The following is a 15,464-nucleotide window of genomic DNA, read 5'->3' as shown; positions in this document are numbered from 1 at the left end:
CAGCCGGCTGAGATACCTCGCAGTCTGGTCAGGACGCCAGCTCGTTGCCGACGGACCAGGCCGCGCCACCGGAAGACTGGACCGCTTGAGCACCGCACCGATTGCCGATTGCCAGACAGGAAGCCACATCTTCCCGGGCTAGCCAGGCAGACAGGAAGCCGCCATTAAAGGCATCACCTGCGCCAGTGGCATCAATCACCTCAACTCTGTTTGCTGCAGCATGGACAGACCCTTCAGCGCGAATTGCCGTTGCACCGGACGCACCTTCCTTGACAACAACAAGCGGCCCGCCGCCGGTCTGAAGACCTGAAGCTTCCAATGTTGCGAATTCGCGCTGGTTCGGCAGGAAAACATCAACGGCCTGAACGAGGCTGGACACCTCTGCGCCCCGTGCCAACAATGCGTCGTCCCAACCACAATCAAGCGAAATACTCCAGCCAGCCTGACGGGCGACTCCAAGCACATCAGGGTTCTCACAGAGGCTTTTCAGCTCACCGATATGCAAGTGTTTGATTGACCTGAAGCCAGGAACAGACGAGTTCAAAGCCGGAAAGGCGGCACCGGATTTCTGGCTCAAAAAAGATCTGTCCCCTTGAAGAGGTATCGCAACAGTAATTTGTGGCGAAGCATTGGGGGCGGCCGATGTGCACGTGGAAAGGTCCAGCCCTCTTTCCCGTCCTTCCTGCAGGATCACTGTCTCAAAAGGGGCTGCCGGTAACACGCCGCTTAGCGCAGTTTGCCAGCCGAGCGCGGCAAAGGCGGCTGCCGTATTGAATGCACCGCCACCTGCATGCAGTGAAACACCTTCAGCGAAGACTTCGGACCCAAGGCTCGGCATTCTGGGAATGCCGGCAAATACCAGATCGCAATAGATCCGCCCGATGCACAAGACCTGGGCTGATGTGTCCGAGTGCAGCATCACAACAACGCGGCTCCGGTTTCAGTGTCGAAAAAATGCAGCGTTTCCGGCGCTGCTCCGAGCTTGACATCATCACCCACCAAGACGCCACTCTTGCCCGGTACTTTCGCGACGATCTCGCCGTCAGGTCCGTTCACATAAATCAGGGTCTCAGAACCGAGTGGTTCGCGAACCACCACCTTACCGGTGACAATCGGGTTATCTGTCTCAATGGTCAGGTCATCCGGCCGAACACCCAAAAGCATCTCACGCCCGTCCTGGGTTGTCTTGCCTGGATTGATGCTGCCACCGCTCTTCAGCCTTATCTCCTCGCCGCCGCCAGTGATATTGATCATGTTCATGGATGGCGCGCCGATAAATTGGGCCACAAAAGTATTTGCGGGCGAATAGAAGACCTCTTCCGGCGTTCCGACCTGCTGAATATGGCCGTCTTTCATAATCACAATTCGGTCCGCAAGCGTCATGGCTTCCACCTGATCGTGCGTCACAAAAATAATTGTATTGCCGACCTGCTGATGAAGCTTCTTGATTTCCAGCCGCATCTGGGTCCGCAATTGCGCATCGAGATTGGACAGCGGTTCGTCGAACAAAAACACGGCCGGCTGGCGGACCATGGCACGACCGATTGCCACACGCTGACGCTGACCACCCGAAAGCTGCGAGGGCTTTCGCTCCAACAAGTCGGTCATGTCCAGTATGCGGGCAACATCCTCAATCCGCTTTGCCTTTTCTGCCTTGCTCAGGCTCGACGTCCAGAGGCCAAAAGCAATGTTCTTGCGAACAGTCATATGCGGATAGATGGCGTAGTTCTGGAAGACCATCGCAATGTCGCGGTCCTTCGGCTCCAGATTATTGACCACGCGGTCTCCGATCCGAATTTCGCCGGCGGTTATGTCTTCAAGACCGGCGATCATGCGCAGACTGGTGGATTTGCCGCAGCCGGACGGGCCGACGAAAACAACAAACTCGCCATCCTTGATATCCAGGTCGATGCCGTGCAAGACTTCAACCTTCCCATAGGACTTGGTCAGCTTGTGCAATGACAGGTTCGCCATGGGTTCAAGTCTCCAGAAGCGATGAAAAGGTTTGGTCAAGAGCGGTTGCAGCTGCATCGTAGCGCTGTCTGCGCGCGCTCTGCCGGCTTGCAAGCGCGGACAGCTGGTCGCGATAACTCACAAGGGCATGACGCAATGCCTGCGGTGCAGGCCCGCCCAGCCGATCACGGCAGGAAACGAATCTCTCGGGAGATACTGCGGTTTTGTAGCCATCGGAACTCAGGTTCGGATCACGACCGGTTTCCTGGGCAAAAGCAGCTTTGAAATGGTTGAACCCGTCTCTCAGCGCAGTTTCTTCTGCAAGTACGCCCCTGGACGTAGCGGCCGCGATCTCATGGGCTTGCCGGAAGCTCAATCCCTCGTCACGCACAAGCGTGTCAGCCAATTCGGTAATGGTGACACAGGCGGCATCTGCGTTTTTGCGCACCCGATCTTCATTGATCCGGGCCGCAGAAACGAACGCAGCCAGCAATCTCAGGACCCGGCTCCCGCTCTCAAAAGTCGCGTATCCGGCTTGCTGCACCTCGCCTTCGCTATCATTCATGTCAGTGAAGGGTGTGTTTCGCATTGTGTCGACCATGACGTCGCATCGTCCTGCCGTGACGGCCGACAAGTGGCGCATATGCTCGATTGGAACCGGATTGCGTTTCTGCGGCATGATCGAGCTGATCTGCACAAAGCTGTTGGGCACATAAAGCTGGCCGACCTCGAAAGAAGACCAGAATGCCAGATCCTGGATCAGACGGCCGAGATGGACATAAACGAGTTTCAGGGCCGAATAGAGACCGGTCACGTAGTCAACGGACGCGATGCAACCATAAGAGTTCATCACAGGAGCTTCGAAACCAAGTAGAGCGGCCGTTCGCTGCCGGTCTATCGGAAAGCCAGTCGTTGTGATCGCGGCAGCGCCCATCGGGCAATGATCGATCGTATCCATGGCAAGTGCGAGACGTTCCATATCCCTAAGGAGAACTTCCAGCGCCGCACACAGATAGTGACCGAAAGTGGATGGTTGAGCAGGTTGACCATGGGTATAGGCAACAATCAGGGTTTCGGCTTCCCGCTCGGCCTTGTTGATGAATGTCCGGGCGAGGTTCTCAGCTTCCCCCATAGCTTGTCCATGCGCGTTCTCAACGCCAGCTTGAACAAGGTATGGTCCATGTCGTTGCGTGATCTTGCGGTATGGAGCATGCCCCCAAGATCACCGAGCTTCCGGCGCAGCAACGCTTCAACGTAAAAGAAATAATCTTCATGTTCGCCGGTGTAGACCAGCGACGCCACATCAACATCATCGTCGATCTCGGACAATGCAAAGGCGAGCGGTTTCACCTGCGCCGGCTGCAAAATGCCTGTCTCCGACAGCATCACCAGATGGGCCTTGTTGATGGCAGCCATGTGCCCGGCATAGTTTGCCTTCACACCCTCAAAGAGGTCTGAAAGCACGGTTTCCTTGTAGACAGGATCAGGAAATTGAGAAGTATCCTTGACTGGTCCGGTCATCCCTTGAGCCCCGCCATAACGACACCTCGAATAATGAAGCGCTGGAATATCAGAAAGACGATAAGTGTCGGGATCGTGGAAATCGCCGCCCCGGTCATGATCAGTTCCCAGGCAACGTCAACTTCATCTCCAAAACCTGAAAGACCGACCGGGACCGTGTACATCTCGACTGAATTTGTGACGATCAACGGCCAGAGAAAAGCAGTCCAATTGCCCAGGAAGACAAAAATCGCCAGAGCCGCCAAGGCCGGCTTGACCAATGGCATGGCAATTTTCCACCAGATCTGGAATTCATTCAGACCGTCGATGCGGGCGGCCTCGAGAAAATCATTCGGAACGCTCTCAAAAAACTGCTTCATCAAGAACGTGCCGAAAGCCGTCATCAGGCCCGGGAACATGATGCCCCAATAGCTGTCGAGCCAGCCAAAAGCCTGGCTCATCGTATACCAGGGAATGACCAGCATCTCCGTCGGGATCATCAGCGTCGACAAGATGGCGATGAAGACGATGTAGCGGCCGGGAAAACGGAATTTACACAAAGTATATCCGACAAGGCTGTCGAAGAAGAGGTTCGACACCGTTGTAATCAGTGCAATGATGATGGAATTCACGAACCAGAGATAGAAGCGTCCGTCTTCAAGAACATAAGTGTAGTTCTCGATCGTTGGCTCTTCCGGGATCAGATTGACGTTGTAGACTTCATGGGGCCACTTCAGCGACGTCGAGATCATGTAGACGATCGGTGCGATCATCAAAATGCCGCCGAGAAACAGAACCATCCAGCGCAAGATCTGACCCATATTGGCAGGTTTCTTGGTCTGGGTCGCAAAGACCTCATTGACCGAAGCACGTGGCAGCTGGCCAGGGTTTGTCGCAAGGCTCACGTATTGTCCCCCTTCAGGATCCAAAGCTGAAGAAGGCTGACCACCAGCAGGATAAGAAAGAGGACGACGGTCTGTGCTGCGGCATAGCCCATGTTAAAACTGCTGAATGCCGTTTCGTAAATCATCAGAACCAACGGTTTCGTGGAATTGAGCGGCCCGCCCGGATTGTTTGTCGTCATGTTGAAGACATGGTCGAAAATCCGAAGGAAACCGATTGAAGAGAAGACGACGATGAATACGATCGTGGGTTTCAGGAGCGGCAACGTAATGCGGGTGAGCACCGTCCACCAGCCGACACCGTCGATCTTGGCTGCCTCATAGTAGCTTCCAGGAATTGCGCGCAGCCCCGCCATGAAAATAATGACCTGAAATCCGAGGCCCGCCCAGATTGCAGGCGCCAGAATGGACGGCAAGGCATTGGTTGTCGAATTCAGGAATTCGATTTGCGGGATGCCGATCGAAGCCAGCAAATTGTTGAAAAGGCCGATCGGAACAGGCTGATAGAACCACCTCCACACCCACGCCATGGCAACCGCTGATGTCATGAACGGCAGGAAATATAGCATCCGCAGGAAGCCGTGCAGAAAACGTGTCTTGTCGAGGTGATATGCGATCACGAAGCTGATCACCAGCGAGACCGGTGTACCGAGCAAAAGATAGGCAAAGGTGTTACGGAAAACCTTCCAGAAAACCGGATCGTTCCAGAGCTTCTCGTAGTTTTCCAGCCCCGTCCAGGTGCGCGTGCCAAGGAGATTCCACTCCTGAAAGGAAATCACGAAAGCGGTGCCCGTCGGATAAAAACGGATCACCACATAAAACAGGACAGGGATCGCCAGAAACAGCCATGCCCATACAATCTGCTTTTGCCTGATGGAGAGGTTCTTGTAGGCAGACATGCCGCACCGTGCGATCGTTGGAAAAAGGACTGCCGCGAGGCGGCAGTCCGTTCGCTTAGACGATCTTACTTGTAGTAGTCGTCGAGGACTTTCTGCTCTTCAGCAGCAGCTGCAGCCAGGCTCTCTGCCGGGTCCTGACCTTCAATATCGATCCTTGCAACCATGTCCACCATTGCCTGGCGTTGTGCTGATTCATTGGCAAATTTGGTGGTGTTGGCGTAGGCCAAACCACGAATGAACGGCCCGAAGGTCGGATCATTCGCGTTTGCCTCGACCATACCGACCGACGGCTTCGCCGGCAGTTCACCTACAACATCCAACCAGAGTTGCATTGCCTCGTCGGAAGTCAGGTATTTCAGGAACTTCACGGCCGCGTCGTATTTCTCGCCTTCCGCCTTGGAGGTGATGCCGTTCACCCAGTAAGACGAATAATTCGACCTCGCGCCATCGGGCCCGGCTGGAAGTTCCGCAACGCCCCATTTGAGGCCGCGAACCTTGTTCAGAGATCCGATCCGGAAAGAACCGTCGATGTGCATGCCGGCGCGGTTGCCCTTGAAGGCCGCCTGTGGCTCGTCCATGAAACCGGACTGAGTGACTTTGTGCTCTTTCTCCAGGTCGACATAGAAGTTCAATGCGGCCAACCCGGCATCATCCGTGTAGTTTACGGTCTTGTAGTCTTCCTTGTATGGCTCACCACCGAACTGGCGCACCAGGACCTCGCGCCACCAATGGTGATCCTGCGCGGTCATACCGGTGGTAATGCCAACCTGTGTGATATTGCCGGCACCATCGACCTTCGTCAGTTTCTTGGCGGTTTCGACAAGTTCTTCAAGGGTCTCGGGCGGGTTTTCAATTCCCGCTTCATCAAAAAGCCGGGTGTTATAAAAAAGTGCCAGAGAACGCACGGCGGTCGGCAAAGCGTAATACGCGCCATCCCGCTTCATCGCCTGAACCATCGGAAAAAATTCTGCATCGATGGCTACCGGGTCAAACTGGTCTTTCGGCAACGGCTGGATGAGATCCGCCTCGATGTAGTCGTTTAGCCAGCCATAGAAAAGCTGCACAACGTCCGGTCCCTCGCCGGCCGGAATGGCCGCCGCAACCTTGGTGCGATAATCCGCATACGGAAAATGGGTCATCTTCACTGTGATGTCGGGATTGGCGGCCTCGAATTTTTCGATCAGCTGCTCCATCGCATCAACTCGTGCGTCGAAGAAATACTGCCAATATTCGATCTCGACAGCCATTGCAGAACTGCCGAACAAGGTGGCCAGAGCGGTTAACCCACTCAGCGCCATGCGCTTCATGTATTTTGACATTGCTGATGCTCCCGTCTGGATGCGTGCACGCTTGGTCTGGAGGGACGGTCTTTGCCGCCTACATGAAAATTGATTAAGTCAAATAAATTGAATTGTCAATTTTCTTGAGTTATTAGATCGAACATGAAAGTCGAGACGCAAATCAGAGGGTCCAACCCGTTGCGTAGCCGGAACCGTAACCGGCAGGCGGTCCTTGGCAGCATTCAGGCCGCGGGCACGATGGGCCGCGCCGAAATCGGCCGTTCGCTCGGACTGACGACACAGGCCGCGTCCAACATAATCGCTGAATTGCTGGCAGATGGCCTTATCGAAGAAAAGGGAACAAGAGTTTCGGGTCGTGGCCTGCCTGCCGTCTTGTACGGTCTGAACCCCAAAGGCGCCTATGCTTTCGGTGTTGAAATCAGGCCCGATGCCATCTTCACCGCTCTTGTCGATCTTTCCGGGGCACAGATCAGCACGCAGCGCACGGCGCTTGAAGACAATTCGCCCACAGCCGTATGCGATCATGTGCTTCGGCTGCGCGACACCATGATCGCATCATCGCCCATTTCACTGGATGCCATCCTTGGAAGTGGCATCGTCATGCCTGGACCGTTTGGTGACACGGGTCTTTCTGGGCGCAGCTCCGACCTCAAGGGCTGGGAAAACACCGACGCACAGAGCCTTTTCAAGGAGACGCTCGGAGGCGTTGTCGAACTCTCCAACGACGCGAATGCCGCCGCGCTTTCCGAAAGCCTGACCGGTGTTGCACAAGGCATCGGCTGCTATGCGTTTCTTTATTTCGGCCGCGGACTTGGCCTCGGCATTGTCCAGGATGGCAGGCTTGTTTCGGGGGCATTCGGAAATGCCGGAGAAGTCGGCCATATTCCCTTCCCCGGGCCAAATGGTCCTGCTCCCTTGGAAAGCTTGCTCAGCCGGGATTCCATTCAGACATATATCGGCAGCAAGGGACCGATAGATCTCGACGGGATTTCAGAGCTCTTCAGCACCCAAGATCAGCGATTGGCAGACTGGCTTGAAAGAGCAGCAAACGCTTTGGGACACGCAGTTCTGACGCTTGAAAACCTGCTCGACCCGCAGACTATCATTCTGGGTGGCGCCATGCCGCCTGAACTCATCGACCACCTGATTTCAAACTGCCCGCTTCCGTCCGCGTCGATTGCCAATCGCAACGACAATTTGCTGCCAAGGCTGCAACGCGGCACGTGTGGGCGCTTGACCGCTACGCTCGGTGCGGCATCACTGGTCCTGCACAGCGCCTTCACTCCAATTACCGTTTCTTGAACCTGAGGACACATCCATGCCATTGACTGATCTGCACCGGATATCCCGGCAGAAGGACGACCCATTTCTGGTTCAGCTCTGGCGCGCTCTGATCCCGTTGCGCTCGGTCGTGTCTTTCATGAATACCGGTGCTCATCCGGACGACGAGACGTCCGAGATGCTGGCAAGTTTCAGCCTCAACCACGGCATAGATCTTTCCTACGCCTGTTCGACACGCGGTGAAGGCGGACAGAATATCATGGGGCGCGAGGCAGGTGCCGCACTCGGGGTTCTGCGTACAGCGGAGATGGAGCAGGCTGCCGACATTCTCAACATGCGCCTTTATTGGCTGTCGGAAACACCTGATGACACGATTTTCGATTTCGGGTTTTCCAAGTCGGGAACCGACACCTTGCAGACCTGGGACCACAAGCGCACCTTGAAACGTTTCGTCGACATTCTGCGTGAGGAACGGCCTGACATCATTTGCCCGACCTTTCTTGATGTGCCGGGACAGCACGGCCACCATCGGGCCATGACCCAGGCGGCGGAGGAAGCAATGGAACTGGCCGCCGACCCTGCCTATACCGAAAGCAGTTACCCGGTGTGGCAGGTTTCCAAAATGTATTTGCCTGCATGGTCGGGCGCGGGACAGTCTTATGATGACGACCTGCCACCGCCACCGGCTACGATCGAAGTCTCGGGCCATGGCCGCGACCCCGTCACCGGCGCGACCTTCTTTCAGCTCGGTGAACAAAGCCGGGCATTTCACAAGAGCCAGGGCATGGGGCGATGGATTCCCAAAGGCCGCGAACACAATTGGCCGCTCCACCTTAAAGTCTGCAATTTGCCAGATGGTAAAGCGTCCCTGGAGGCTGGCCTGCCATCAACTCTGAAAGACCTTGGCAGCACGCCTGAACTGACCAAAGCCCAGTTGGAAATCGAAGCAGCATTAAGCGCCTTCCCCGACGCTTCAGCCATTTTGAAACACGCAAGCGCTGCCCTCTCTCAATTGCGAGCAGCCGCTCCAGATATCTCGCCGGTGCATAGCCACAGGGTTGCTCGAAAGGAAAGCCAGCTCTCAACGCTTATTCGGGTGGCAGCCCAGGTTGATTGCTATGGCTGGCTTGAAAAAGATACCCTTAAGCCTACCGACCAGGCATCAGTCTCGACCGAAATCGATCAAGGCGAAGCCGAACAACTTGATCTGTTGCTCCACCTCCCAGATCACTGGGAAGGTGACCTGAATTCGATCCGAACCGTCAATGCCCCAATCAGCGATCCTTACCCTTCCCGATATCTTCCCGATCAACCGGAAGCGCCATGCCTGAAACTCGAGCTGACAACTCACGGCGTCAAAAGCAGGACCCTCATTCCGTTCGACATACCGCCACAAGTCCTGCCTGAACGAAGTGCCGACCTGACACCATCCTCAGTTGTCTTGAACCTTTCCGCCGCGGTCAAAAAAAGCCCATCAGGCTCGGCAACGTTTCGTCGCCAGACGCCTCAAAAACGCTGGATGCTCTGGAGGGCTGGACTGTCAGCAGCACCGAAACCGGGTTTGATGTTGCAGCGCCGGGCAATCTCTCCGGGGGCTTTATCATCTGCCTCTGCTCCTTGACGATATACCCGCCGTGAGCATTCAGACCATCACACGGGATGATCTTCCGCCCAGATCCTTGTGCCGGCCCGCAAAGGTCTCGATACGGGTCGTTGACGCAGGCACAACATCTGCCCGAATTGGATATGCCGGCGGTGGCAATGACCGGGTCGACTATTGGCTCCAACAGCTTGGCTTGAACGTAAGCCAAATCTCCCGCAACGATCTTGAAACCGATGCGGCGCTTTCCCGGTTTGACACCATTGTCATCGGAATTTTCGCAATGAAGTCGCGCTCCGACGTGTTTGAGGCGCTGCCTGCCCTTCACCGCTGGGTTTCAAACGGAGGCACACTGCTAACGCTCTACCATCGCCCATGGGACAACTGGCAGCCAGCCTCAACGCCTCCGGCGCATCTTGAAATCGGTCAACCGTCGCTGCGCTGGCGCGTAACTGACGAAACCGCTGAGGTCACCGTCCTCGACCCAACGCATCCGCTTCTCAACCAGCCCAACGTCATTGGGGCGGATGACTGGTCCGGCTGGCACAAGGAGCGCGGGCTTTACTTTGCAAAATCATGGGATCCGCAATATGTGCCCTTGCTGCAAATGTCGGATCCGGGCGAAGCACCACACAAAGGCTCGCTTCTGGCCGCAGACATTGGCCGCGGGCGGCATGTCCATTGCGCGCTGATCCTGCATCATCAAATGGAAAAACTTGTTCCCGGCGCATTCCGCCTGATGGTGAACCTTGTTACCCCGAGGCAATGAAAATCCGTCCTGAGATCCCTGGAATCGCCGCGCTTATTTGCAGGTGCCCGGGTTTGGGTCAGGAGAGATTGAAGCCTTTCGCCCGGATGAACGCTCCAAAAGCGTCGCGTTCAGGCAGGGAATACTGACGGCTTTTGTCCTCCGACCACCCATAGGTCATTGCTGTTCCAAAGATTTCCGTCGCACGCTGACGGTCATAGGGCTGTTGCGCTTCCCTCCTGGTGTCATAACCGGCGATGACTTGTGCCGGTTCGTCTTCGCTATAGCAGTCCTCGTGGATGGTTACGGAAAGAGGCAGGCGCAGACTGATGGTCGGGGTCGGCCTGACGGGATAGCCGAATGCCAGCCCAGCAACCGGAAAAACGTGATCCGGCAATGCCAGAAGTTCGCTGACCTTGTCGGCTTCGTTTCGAATGGCGCTGATTGGACAACACCCAAGGCCAACGGCCTCGGCGGCAGTGACAAAAGCCGCGAGCGCAATGCCTGCATCGACGGCGGCATTGAAAAACGCATCCAGATGATCGTTTGCAAAAGGGCGCCCATGCAGCGCATGCACCTGTCGCTGTCGCCTGTTGTTTCCGCAGAAGAGGGCAATGTTCGGAACCTTGCCGAGCCACTCAGCCGTACCTGCCAATTGCAAGAGACGTTCCTTGATCGCCTCGTCGCGAACAATGATGATGTCGCGCTGCTGAAGATCGCTTTTGGTGGGCGACGCCAGGGCCGCTGCGCACAACAGCCTGAAAAGCGCAGGCTCCACTTGCCGATCCTGAAATAAACGACAAGAACCACGCTTCAACATACTTTCAAGCGACTTTGCTTCAGTGCCAAGACCATTCAGGTCAACCTCTTCGCCGTACCTGAGTTGAAGTTGGTCAGAAAGTGAATTCATTGAGGTGCCACCCTTGAAATGCCGGCCTGACGGACAATCCCATAAGCTACTTGCGCCCCTCCAACCAGACACCGGAATTGGCAGCAGGTTTGCTAGTTCCTGACACTAGACTGGATATCAGTCGTAAACTGCAAGGCCCTGCCATTGGAAACCTTTGATGCAGCCGTCAGGACCTCGGCACATCTCGAGTGCGTGAAGCAAAATAGGATTGGTCCTTTTGGAAGTTGGCTTTCCAAGGCCATTGCTATTGCGTGATCGTGTTTGTTCCAGCCGCAGCGCTGAACAAGTCCACGCCATGGTGCTTAACCAGTGGCGGACACTGAACCAGCGGTAACTGGGGAAGCCGTTTCGAATTAGCGGCCGAAAGCCGACAAACGGGGCTGCTCTCAGTTTATTTTTCCATACTCACAAAAGACCTCGCAGACCCGGCGTTCGTTCACACCGGTTAGCAACAGCGAAGTTTTGACCTTCTGCCCCGTATCAACCCAGTCTGCAATTCGAACCGCAACAGGTTCATTGAGATCGAGGTTTCCAAAGAACAAAACATCTCGCCGGCGCAAAACATATTGATGCGCCATTTTGCCGAAGCGATTTGACGCCGCTCGTTCCGCGGCAGCCACAAACGACGGAAAGTACACGAGCCCGGCACGATTGAAGTCCAGGGATGGGCTGGTTTCATAGATCAAGTCGGGATCATTGTCTTCTGCCTGCGACATTCGCAAGCCAAGATGTCTATCCGCACCGGAGCGCGCCAGCCTGGCAGCAAGGTGCGGAAACTCCAGGTCAGCGGGCAATGCCGGCAGAGCGGGGAGCCCGGCAAAATCCACTCTGGCAACGCTCGCGTTTTCACCAACCACCATGCGGGAGACAAAGGTTGACACCAGGCAGACCGAAGCGATTGGTTCGCCCTTGAGCTTCAGGACATGCAATGAAGCCAGTCGCGCACGCGAGACCCGGTAGAGTGTAGACACTGTCTCCAGACTATCATCGAGATCAGCCAGAAAAAGACCCGGGCAATCTACCGACAAAGCACAGAACGCGGCATAAACATCGTTGCCGCTCCGGTCCTTGAAGCTGGCATGTTGTTGGCCGGCGGCATTGGCAATCAGACGCCAATGACGGTGCCCGAGTGTCTTGAGCATCCAGTTTTCAGACAGGCCGGCATACCCAAGCTCTGGCATCCCGAGCGTCTGAATGCTTTGCCAGCCCCCTGAGACCGCACCTGGGCAGTCGCGGCAATTTCTGCTGAGCTTTTCATGTTTTCAGTCAGGATACTTTGCTGAGCGTGGCTCTGTTGGTTTCGTGCAGGATCTCAATCTGTTCACTGAGATACTGCGCATCGTCACCGACGCCCAGAAAGCGACCTGACCCCCAGGTGTTCAACCAACCCAGTCCCAGAAAATAAAATCCCTTTACCGCGCATACTCCACGGTCGTAGATCGGGCGCCCGCGTGTGTTCAAGACATCAACTTTCAGCCAGGAATAGTCCGGTCGAAAACCGATAGCCCAGACAAGAGACGTAATGTTCTCCTTGTCAAAATCGAGCTGTGTCGGCTCCTGCCCAGGTCGCCATACTTTTTCAAAAGGTTTTTCATCCGGCGCATCGATACCGTTTGTGGCGATGTAATCGTCGATCGCCTTTCGAATACCGACATAACTTTCATCGGCATCGTCAAGATTTCTTTCCAAATCCTGAGCAAACGTAGCCCCGGAGCTGGATGCTCCGGCCATGCTTCCATAGAGAGTGACGCCGTCGAGTGCAAATTTCCGCAAGTCGATCTCATGCCCTCCGTCGCGCCCCGTCAGGTAGTGATTGGTCTTCTCATGAACTGCCTCACCTTGGGGATGATCACGGATAGTCAGGTCATAGTGGCCCATATCGTAAAGCCAGTCGGTGGCATCCCGCCCCCTGTACATGCGCGGTGCCCTTGGCGCTGGACCAACTGCGAGATGCACTTTCCGACCAGCAAGTTTCAGGTCTTCCATGATCTGAACACCCGACTGACCGGCTCCGACGACAAGAACACTCCCATCCGGAAGCTGAGCAGGTGATTTGTAATCTCCGGCCTGGATCTGAAAAATGGACGGGTCGATCTCTTCAGCAAAGGAAGGAATGATTGGAACATCATAACCTCCCGATGCAATCACCACCTGTTCAGCAAGATAGTTTTGCTCATTGGTGCAAACGACAAACCGTCCATCGTCACGTCTGCTGATGTCAGTAACCGTGACACCTTCCTTGAGCGGAGGGTCGAAACTGCGAACGAAAGCCTCCAGATACGCGACAATTTCATCTTTCAACATGAATCCGTGCGGATCGTCGCCGGCATAAGGGAAGTCCGGCAGCTTGCACTGCCAGTTCGGCGTCACCAGACAGAAACTGTCCCAGCGGTTCTCCCGCCATTGATGAGCAAATCGATACCGCTCCAATACGACATGCTCGATATTCTTCTTGCCGAGGCAGTAGCTGGCGGACAAGCCCGCCTGCCCACCTCCCACAATGACAACAGGGATGGAAACGTAGGTATTGCTGGTCATGACGATGTCCTGCTTGCAAGTCCGGCATCAAACCGAAGAAAGGTAACGGTTGCATCGGGATGGGTTTCAAAGGTGTTGGATCTGGACTTCAGAGTTGCCAACTGGGACGCTGCACGAGAACACGGATACCCATGCACGGCACGAACCCGTTCACTAGCTGCTTCGAACGCTCTTTCACTGAGCAAAACGAACTCATTGAGATCATATGTCTCGCCCTCCCGGTAGAAGTTGCGCACTATCGAGGATGGCGAATAACAAGCCTCCTCGTCACCATTGGGCCATCGGATCCGGAATGTGAGATCAGGCATGGACCAATTCCTTTGGCCTCAGTCCGAGATAGGGGCTCTGCCGATGGTCCCAGAGAATGTCTTCCTCTCCTTCATAGGACAATGAGACGGATGCTCCTTGAGACACTTCGCCAATGTCGGCTGCCCAGATGCCTCTTTCTTGGAATCTGGCAACAACCGAACTCGATGTGCGTGCCGGTGCACTTAGAAGAAAACCGAAAGAGGGAAACGTGACCAACCAGCGCGCAAGCGGGACACCCGGGGGCGGTTGAATGCACTCGAGCGAAAACTTGATCGCAACCCCTGAACACTCCGCAAGCATGAGCGCAGTGCCGACAAGGCCTCCTTGTGAAATGTCTTTTCCGGCTGAACACAAACCGTCTTCGGCGATAAGTGGCAAAACCTCGGTATCTTGGCGCAGCCGTTCAGCCGGTGCATCGAGAACCGCTTGCCAATTGTTGAAAGGCGCCCTGTATCCGCCCCGGTGGTCAATCGCCGCAATCAGCCTGTCACCGGGAGCTGCGTCAAAGCTGGTGATCAACCTCTTTGCACGGCCCAGTATCGAAACGGCGAGCTGGCTTTGTCCCGCTCTGAAATTGGTATGACCGCCGACTATCGGAATGTCATATGTTTGCGATGCTGCTCGCATTCCTTCCAATATCAGTTCAGCCTTTGATGTATCAGCCGTCCAGATCGCATCCGTCACGGCAATAGGCCGCCCACCCATTGCAAGAATGTCGGACATGTTCACCATGATGCTGCACCACCCGGCAAACCAGGGATCTGCCTCGACAAAAGCGTTGATGAAGCCTTCAATGGCGAACAGCAGATAGTCGTCGCCATCTGGCAGAATGGCAGTGTCATCGCCAGGCCGGCCAGGCGCTGTCTGGCTGAGGCCAAGTATGTTGCAAGATGCATCGATGTCGCGTTTGCCCATCAACCCCGGATCGTTCCGCAGCAGTTTCACAATCCCTGACAATGTGTCCGGCCAAGTCTGTGCAGTCATTGCCGCCCCCTCAGGGGCATGGTCCAGCCATTCGCGGGGGTTTCGAACGGAGGATACGCGTCCAGGTTCGCCTCCATTTTCATGTGGCGTTTGCCGTGAATATCGATGGGTTCAAGACACGACCAATGCAGGCGCTCGAATAGTCGGACGTTCTGTTCCTGAACATGCGCGTAAAACCGGTCACAGCCGAAGGCATTGGCAGAGGAAACTGCAAGCCTGATGAGTTCAGCTCCAAGCCGGCCGACACGGCGATGAGACTCAGCTACAGCCAGACGCGATCCCCACCAGATACGAGGCTCTTCCTCGTGGATCCTGACGGTCCCGACAACTTCATCGGCCTCACCCGCCAGTGTCGACACAGCGACAAGCGGCAGGGCCCGATGGTCCACATCGTCGCGATCGTGCCCTTGAAAGATCTGCTGCTCTTCGCAGAAAACCTTTATGCGCAGAGCTGTCGCCCCGGCGAACTCCCAAGGCGCGGAAGCCGCCTTAATGGCAAACTGTGGGGAGAGAAACGGCTTTCGGCCAAATTCGAACAT

General features: G+C 55.5%; 14 protein-coding genes and 1 pseudogene. 3 read left to right on the top strand and 12 right to left on the bottom strand.

What is annotated here, in order from left to right:
* Positions 1-28 precede the first annotated feature (28 nt).
* The 6 genes and pseudogenes from ACZ1HV_RS21845 to ACZ1HV_RS21820 all read right to left on the bottom strand — a co-directional run bounded on the left by ACZ1HV_RS21845 (position 29) and on the right by ACZ1HV_RS21820 (position 6,561).
* The gene (locus ACZ1HV_RS21845) at positions 29-919 is read right to left on the bottom strand and encodes a carbohydrate kinase family protein (protein WP_298985763.1); all 891 of its coding nucleotides are present in this window, start codon (positions 917-919) and stop codon (positions 29-31) included.
* Positions 919-1,974 (bottom strand): ABC transporter ATP-binding protein, encoded by a 1,056-nt coding sequence (locus ACZ1HV_RS21840; RefSeq protein WP_298961404.1) that lies wholly within the window; start codon positions 1,972-1,974, stop codon positions 919-921. Before ACZ1HV_RS21840 ends, ACZ1HV_RS21845 begins: the two co-directional genes overlap by 1 nt.
* Before the next feature lie 4 nt (positions 1,975-1,978).
* Positions 1,979-3,474: pseudogene (gene argH, locus ACZ1HV_RS21835) on the bottom strand (argininosuccinate lyase).
* Positions 3,471-4,274 carry a carbohydrate ABC transporter permease gene (locus tag ACZ1HV_RS21830; RefSeq protein ID WP_152504174.1) on the bottom strand — a complete coding sequence of 268 codons (804 nt, stop codon included), beginning with the start codon at positions 4,272-4,274 and terminating at the stop codon, positions 3,471-3,473. The pseudogene argH and the gene ACZ1HV_RS21830 overlap by 4 nt, the downstream one beginning before the upstream one ends.
* Before the next feature lie 80 nt (positions 4,275-4,354).
* Positions 4,355-5,254: a carbohydrate ABC transporter permease gene (locus ACZ1HV_RS21825; protein WP_298813009.1), complete on the bottom strand. Its 900-nt coding sequence runs from the start codon at positions 5,252-5,254 to the stop codon at positions 4,355-4,357.
* Between the two features lie 65 nt (positions 5,255-5,319).
* Positions 5,320-6,561, bottom strand: coding sequence for an extracellular solute-binding protein (locus ACZ1HV_RS21820; protein WP_472718485.1), 1,242 nt, complete (start codon positions 6,559-6,561; stop codon positions 5,320-5,322).
* A gap of 135 nt (positions 6,562-6,696) precedes the next feature.
* On the opposite strand from ACZ1HV_RS21820, the gene ACZ1HV_RS21815 reads away from it, so the two are divergent.
* The 3 genes from ACZ1HV_RS21815 to ACZ1HV_RS21805 are packed head-to-tail and all read left to right on the top strand — an operon-like array spanning position 6,697 to position 10,205.
* Positions 6,697-7,857 carry an ROK family protein gene (locus ACZ1HV_RS21815; RefSeq protein ID WP_472716291.1) on the top strand — a complete coding sequence of 387 codons (1,161 nt, stop codon included), beginning with the start codon at positions 6,697-6,699 and terminating at the stop codon, positions 7,855-7,857.
* Between the two features lie 16 nt (positions 7,858-7,873).
* A complete protein-coding gene (locus tag ACZ1HV_RS21810; protein WP_472716290.1) occupies positions 7,874-9,457 on the top strand; it encodes a PIG-L family deacetylase in 1,584 nt (527 codons plus the stop codon).
* A gap of 13 nt (positions 9,458-9,470) precedes the next feature.
* The gene (locus tag ACZ1HV_RS21805) at positions 9,471-10,205 is read left to right on the top strand and encodes a hypothetical protein (protein ID WP_472716289.1); all 735 of its coding nucleotides are present in this window, start codon (positions 9,471-9,473) and stop codon (positions 10,203-10,205) included.
* A gap of 58 nt (positions 10,206-10,263) precedes the next feature.
* Here ACZ1HV_RS21805 and ACZ1HV_RS21800 read toward each other — a convergent pair whose 3' ends face one another.
* The 6 genes from ACZ1HV_RS21800 to ACZ1HV_RS21775 all read right to left on the bottom strand — a co-directional run bounded on the left by ACZ1HV_RS21800 (position 10,264) and on the right by ACZ1HV_RS21775 (position 15,464).
* Complete coding sequence (locus ACZ1HV_RS21800) at positions 10,264-11,094, bottom strand: nitroreductase family protein (protein ID WP_472716288.1); 831 nt, start codon at positions 11,092-11,094, stop codon at positions 10,264-10,266.
* 386 nt (positions 11,095-11,480) lie between these two features.
* Positions 11,481-12,275 carry a Pnap_2097 family protein gene (locus ACZ1HV_RS21795; protein ID WP_472716287.1) on the bottom strand — a complete coding sequence of 265 codons (795 nt, stop codon included), beginning with the start codon at positions 12,273-12,275 and terminating at the stop codon, positions 11,481-11,483.
* Between the two features lie 85 nt (positions 12,276-12,360).
* Positions 12,361-13,632, bottom strand: a complete 1,272-nt coding sequence (locus ACZ1HV_RS21790; protein ID WP_472716286.1) for an MSMEG_0569 family flavin-dependent oxidoreductase — start codon at positions 13,630-13,632, stop codon at positions 12,361-12,363.
* Positions 13,629-13,940 (bottom strand): MSMEG_0570 family nitrogen starvation response protein, encoded by a 312-nt coding sequence (locus tag ACZ1HV_RS21785; protein WP_298985630.1) that lies wholly within the window; start codon positions 13,938-13,940, stop codon positions 13,629-13,631. Before ACZ1HV_RS21785 ends, ACZ1HV_RS21790 begins: the two co-directional genes overlap by 4 nt.
* Complete coding sequence (locus ACZ1HV_RS21780) at positions 13,933-14,925, bottom strand: sll0787 family AIR synthase-like protein (protein ID WP_298985632.1); 993 nt, start codon at positions 14,923-14,925, stop codon at positions 13,933-13,935. Before ACZ1HV_RS21780 ends, ACZ1HV_RS21785 begins: the two co-directional genes overlap by 8 nt.
* The gene (locus ACZ1HV_RS21775) at positions 14,922-15,464 is read right to left on the bottom strand and encodes an MSMEG_0567/Sll0786 family nitrogen starvation N-acetyltransferase (protein WP_298985633.1); all 543 of its coding nucleotides are present in this window, start codon (positions 15,462-15,464) and stop codon (positions 14,922-14,924) included. Before ACZ1HV_RS21775 ends, ACZ1HV_RS21780 begins: the two co-directional genes overlap by 4 nt.

It is taken from the genome of Roseibium sp. JB4-4, assembly GCF_055693425.1.
This window is presented reverse-complemented; position numbering and strand designations above follow the sequence as displayed.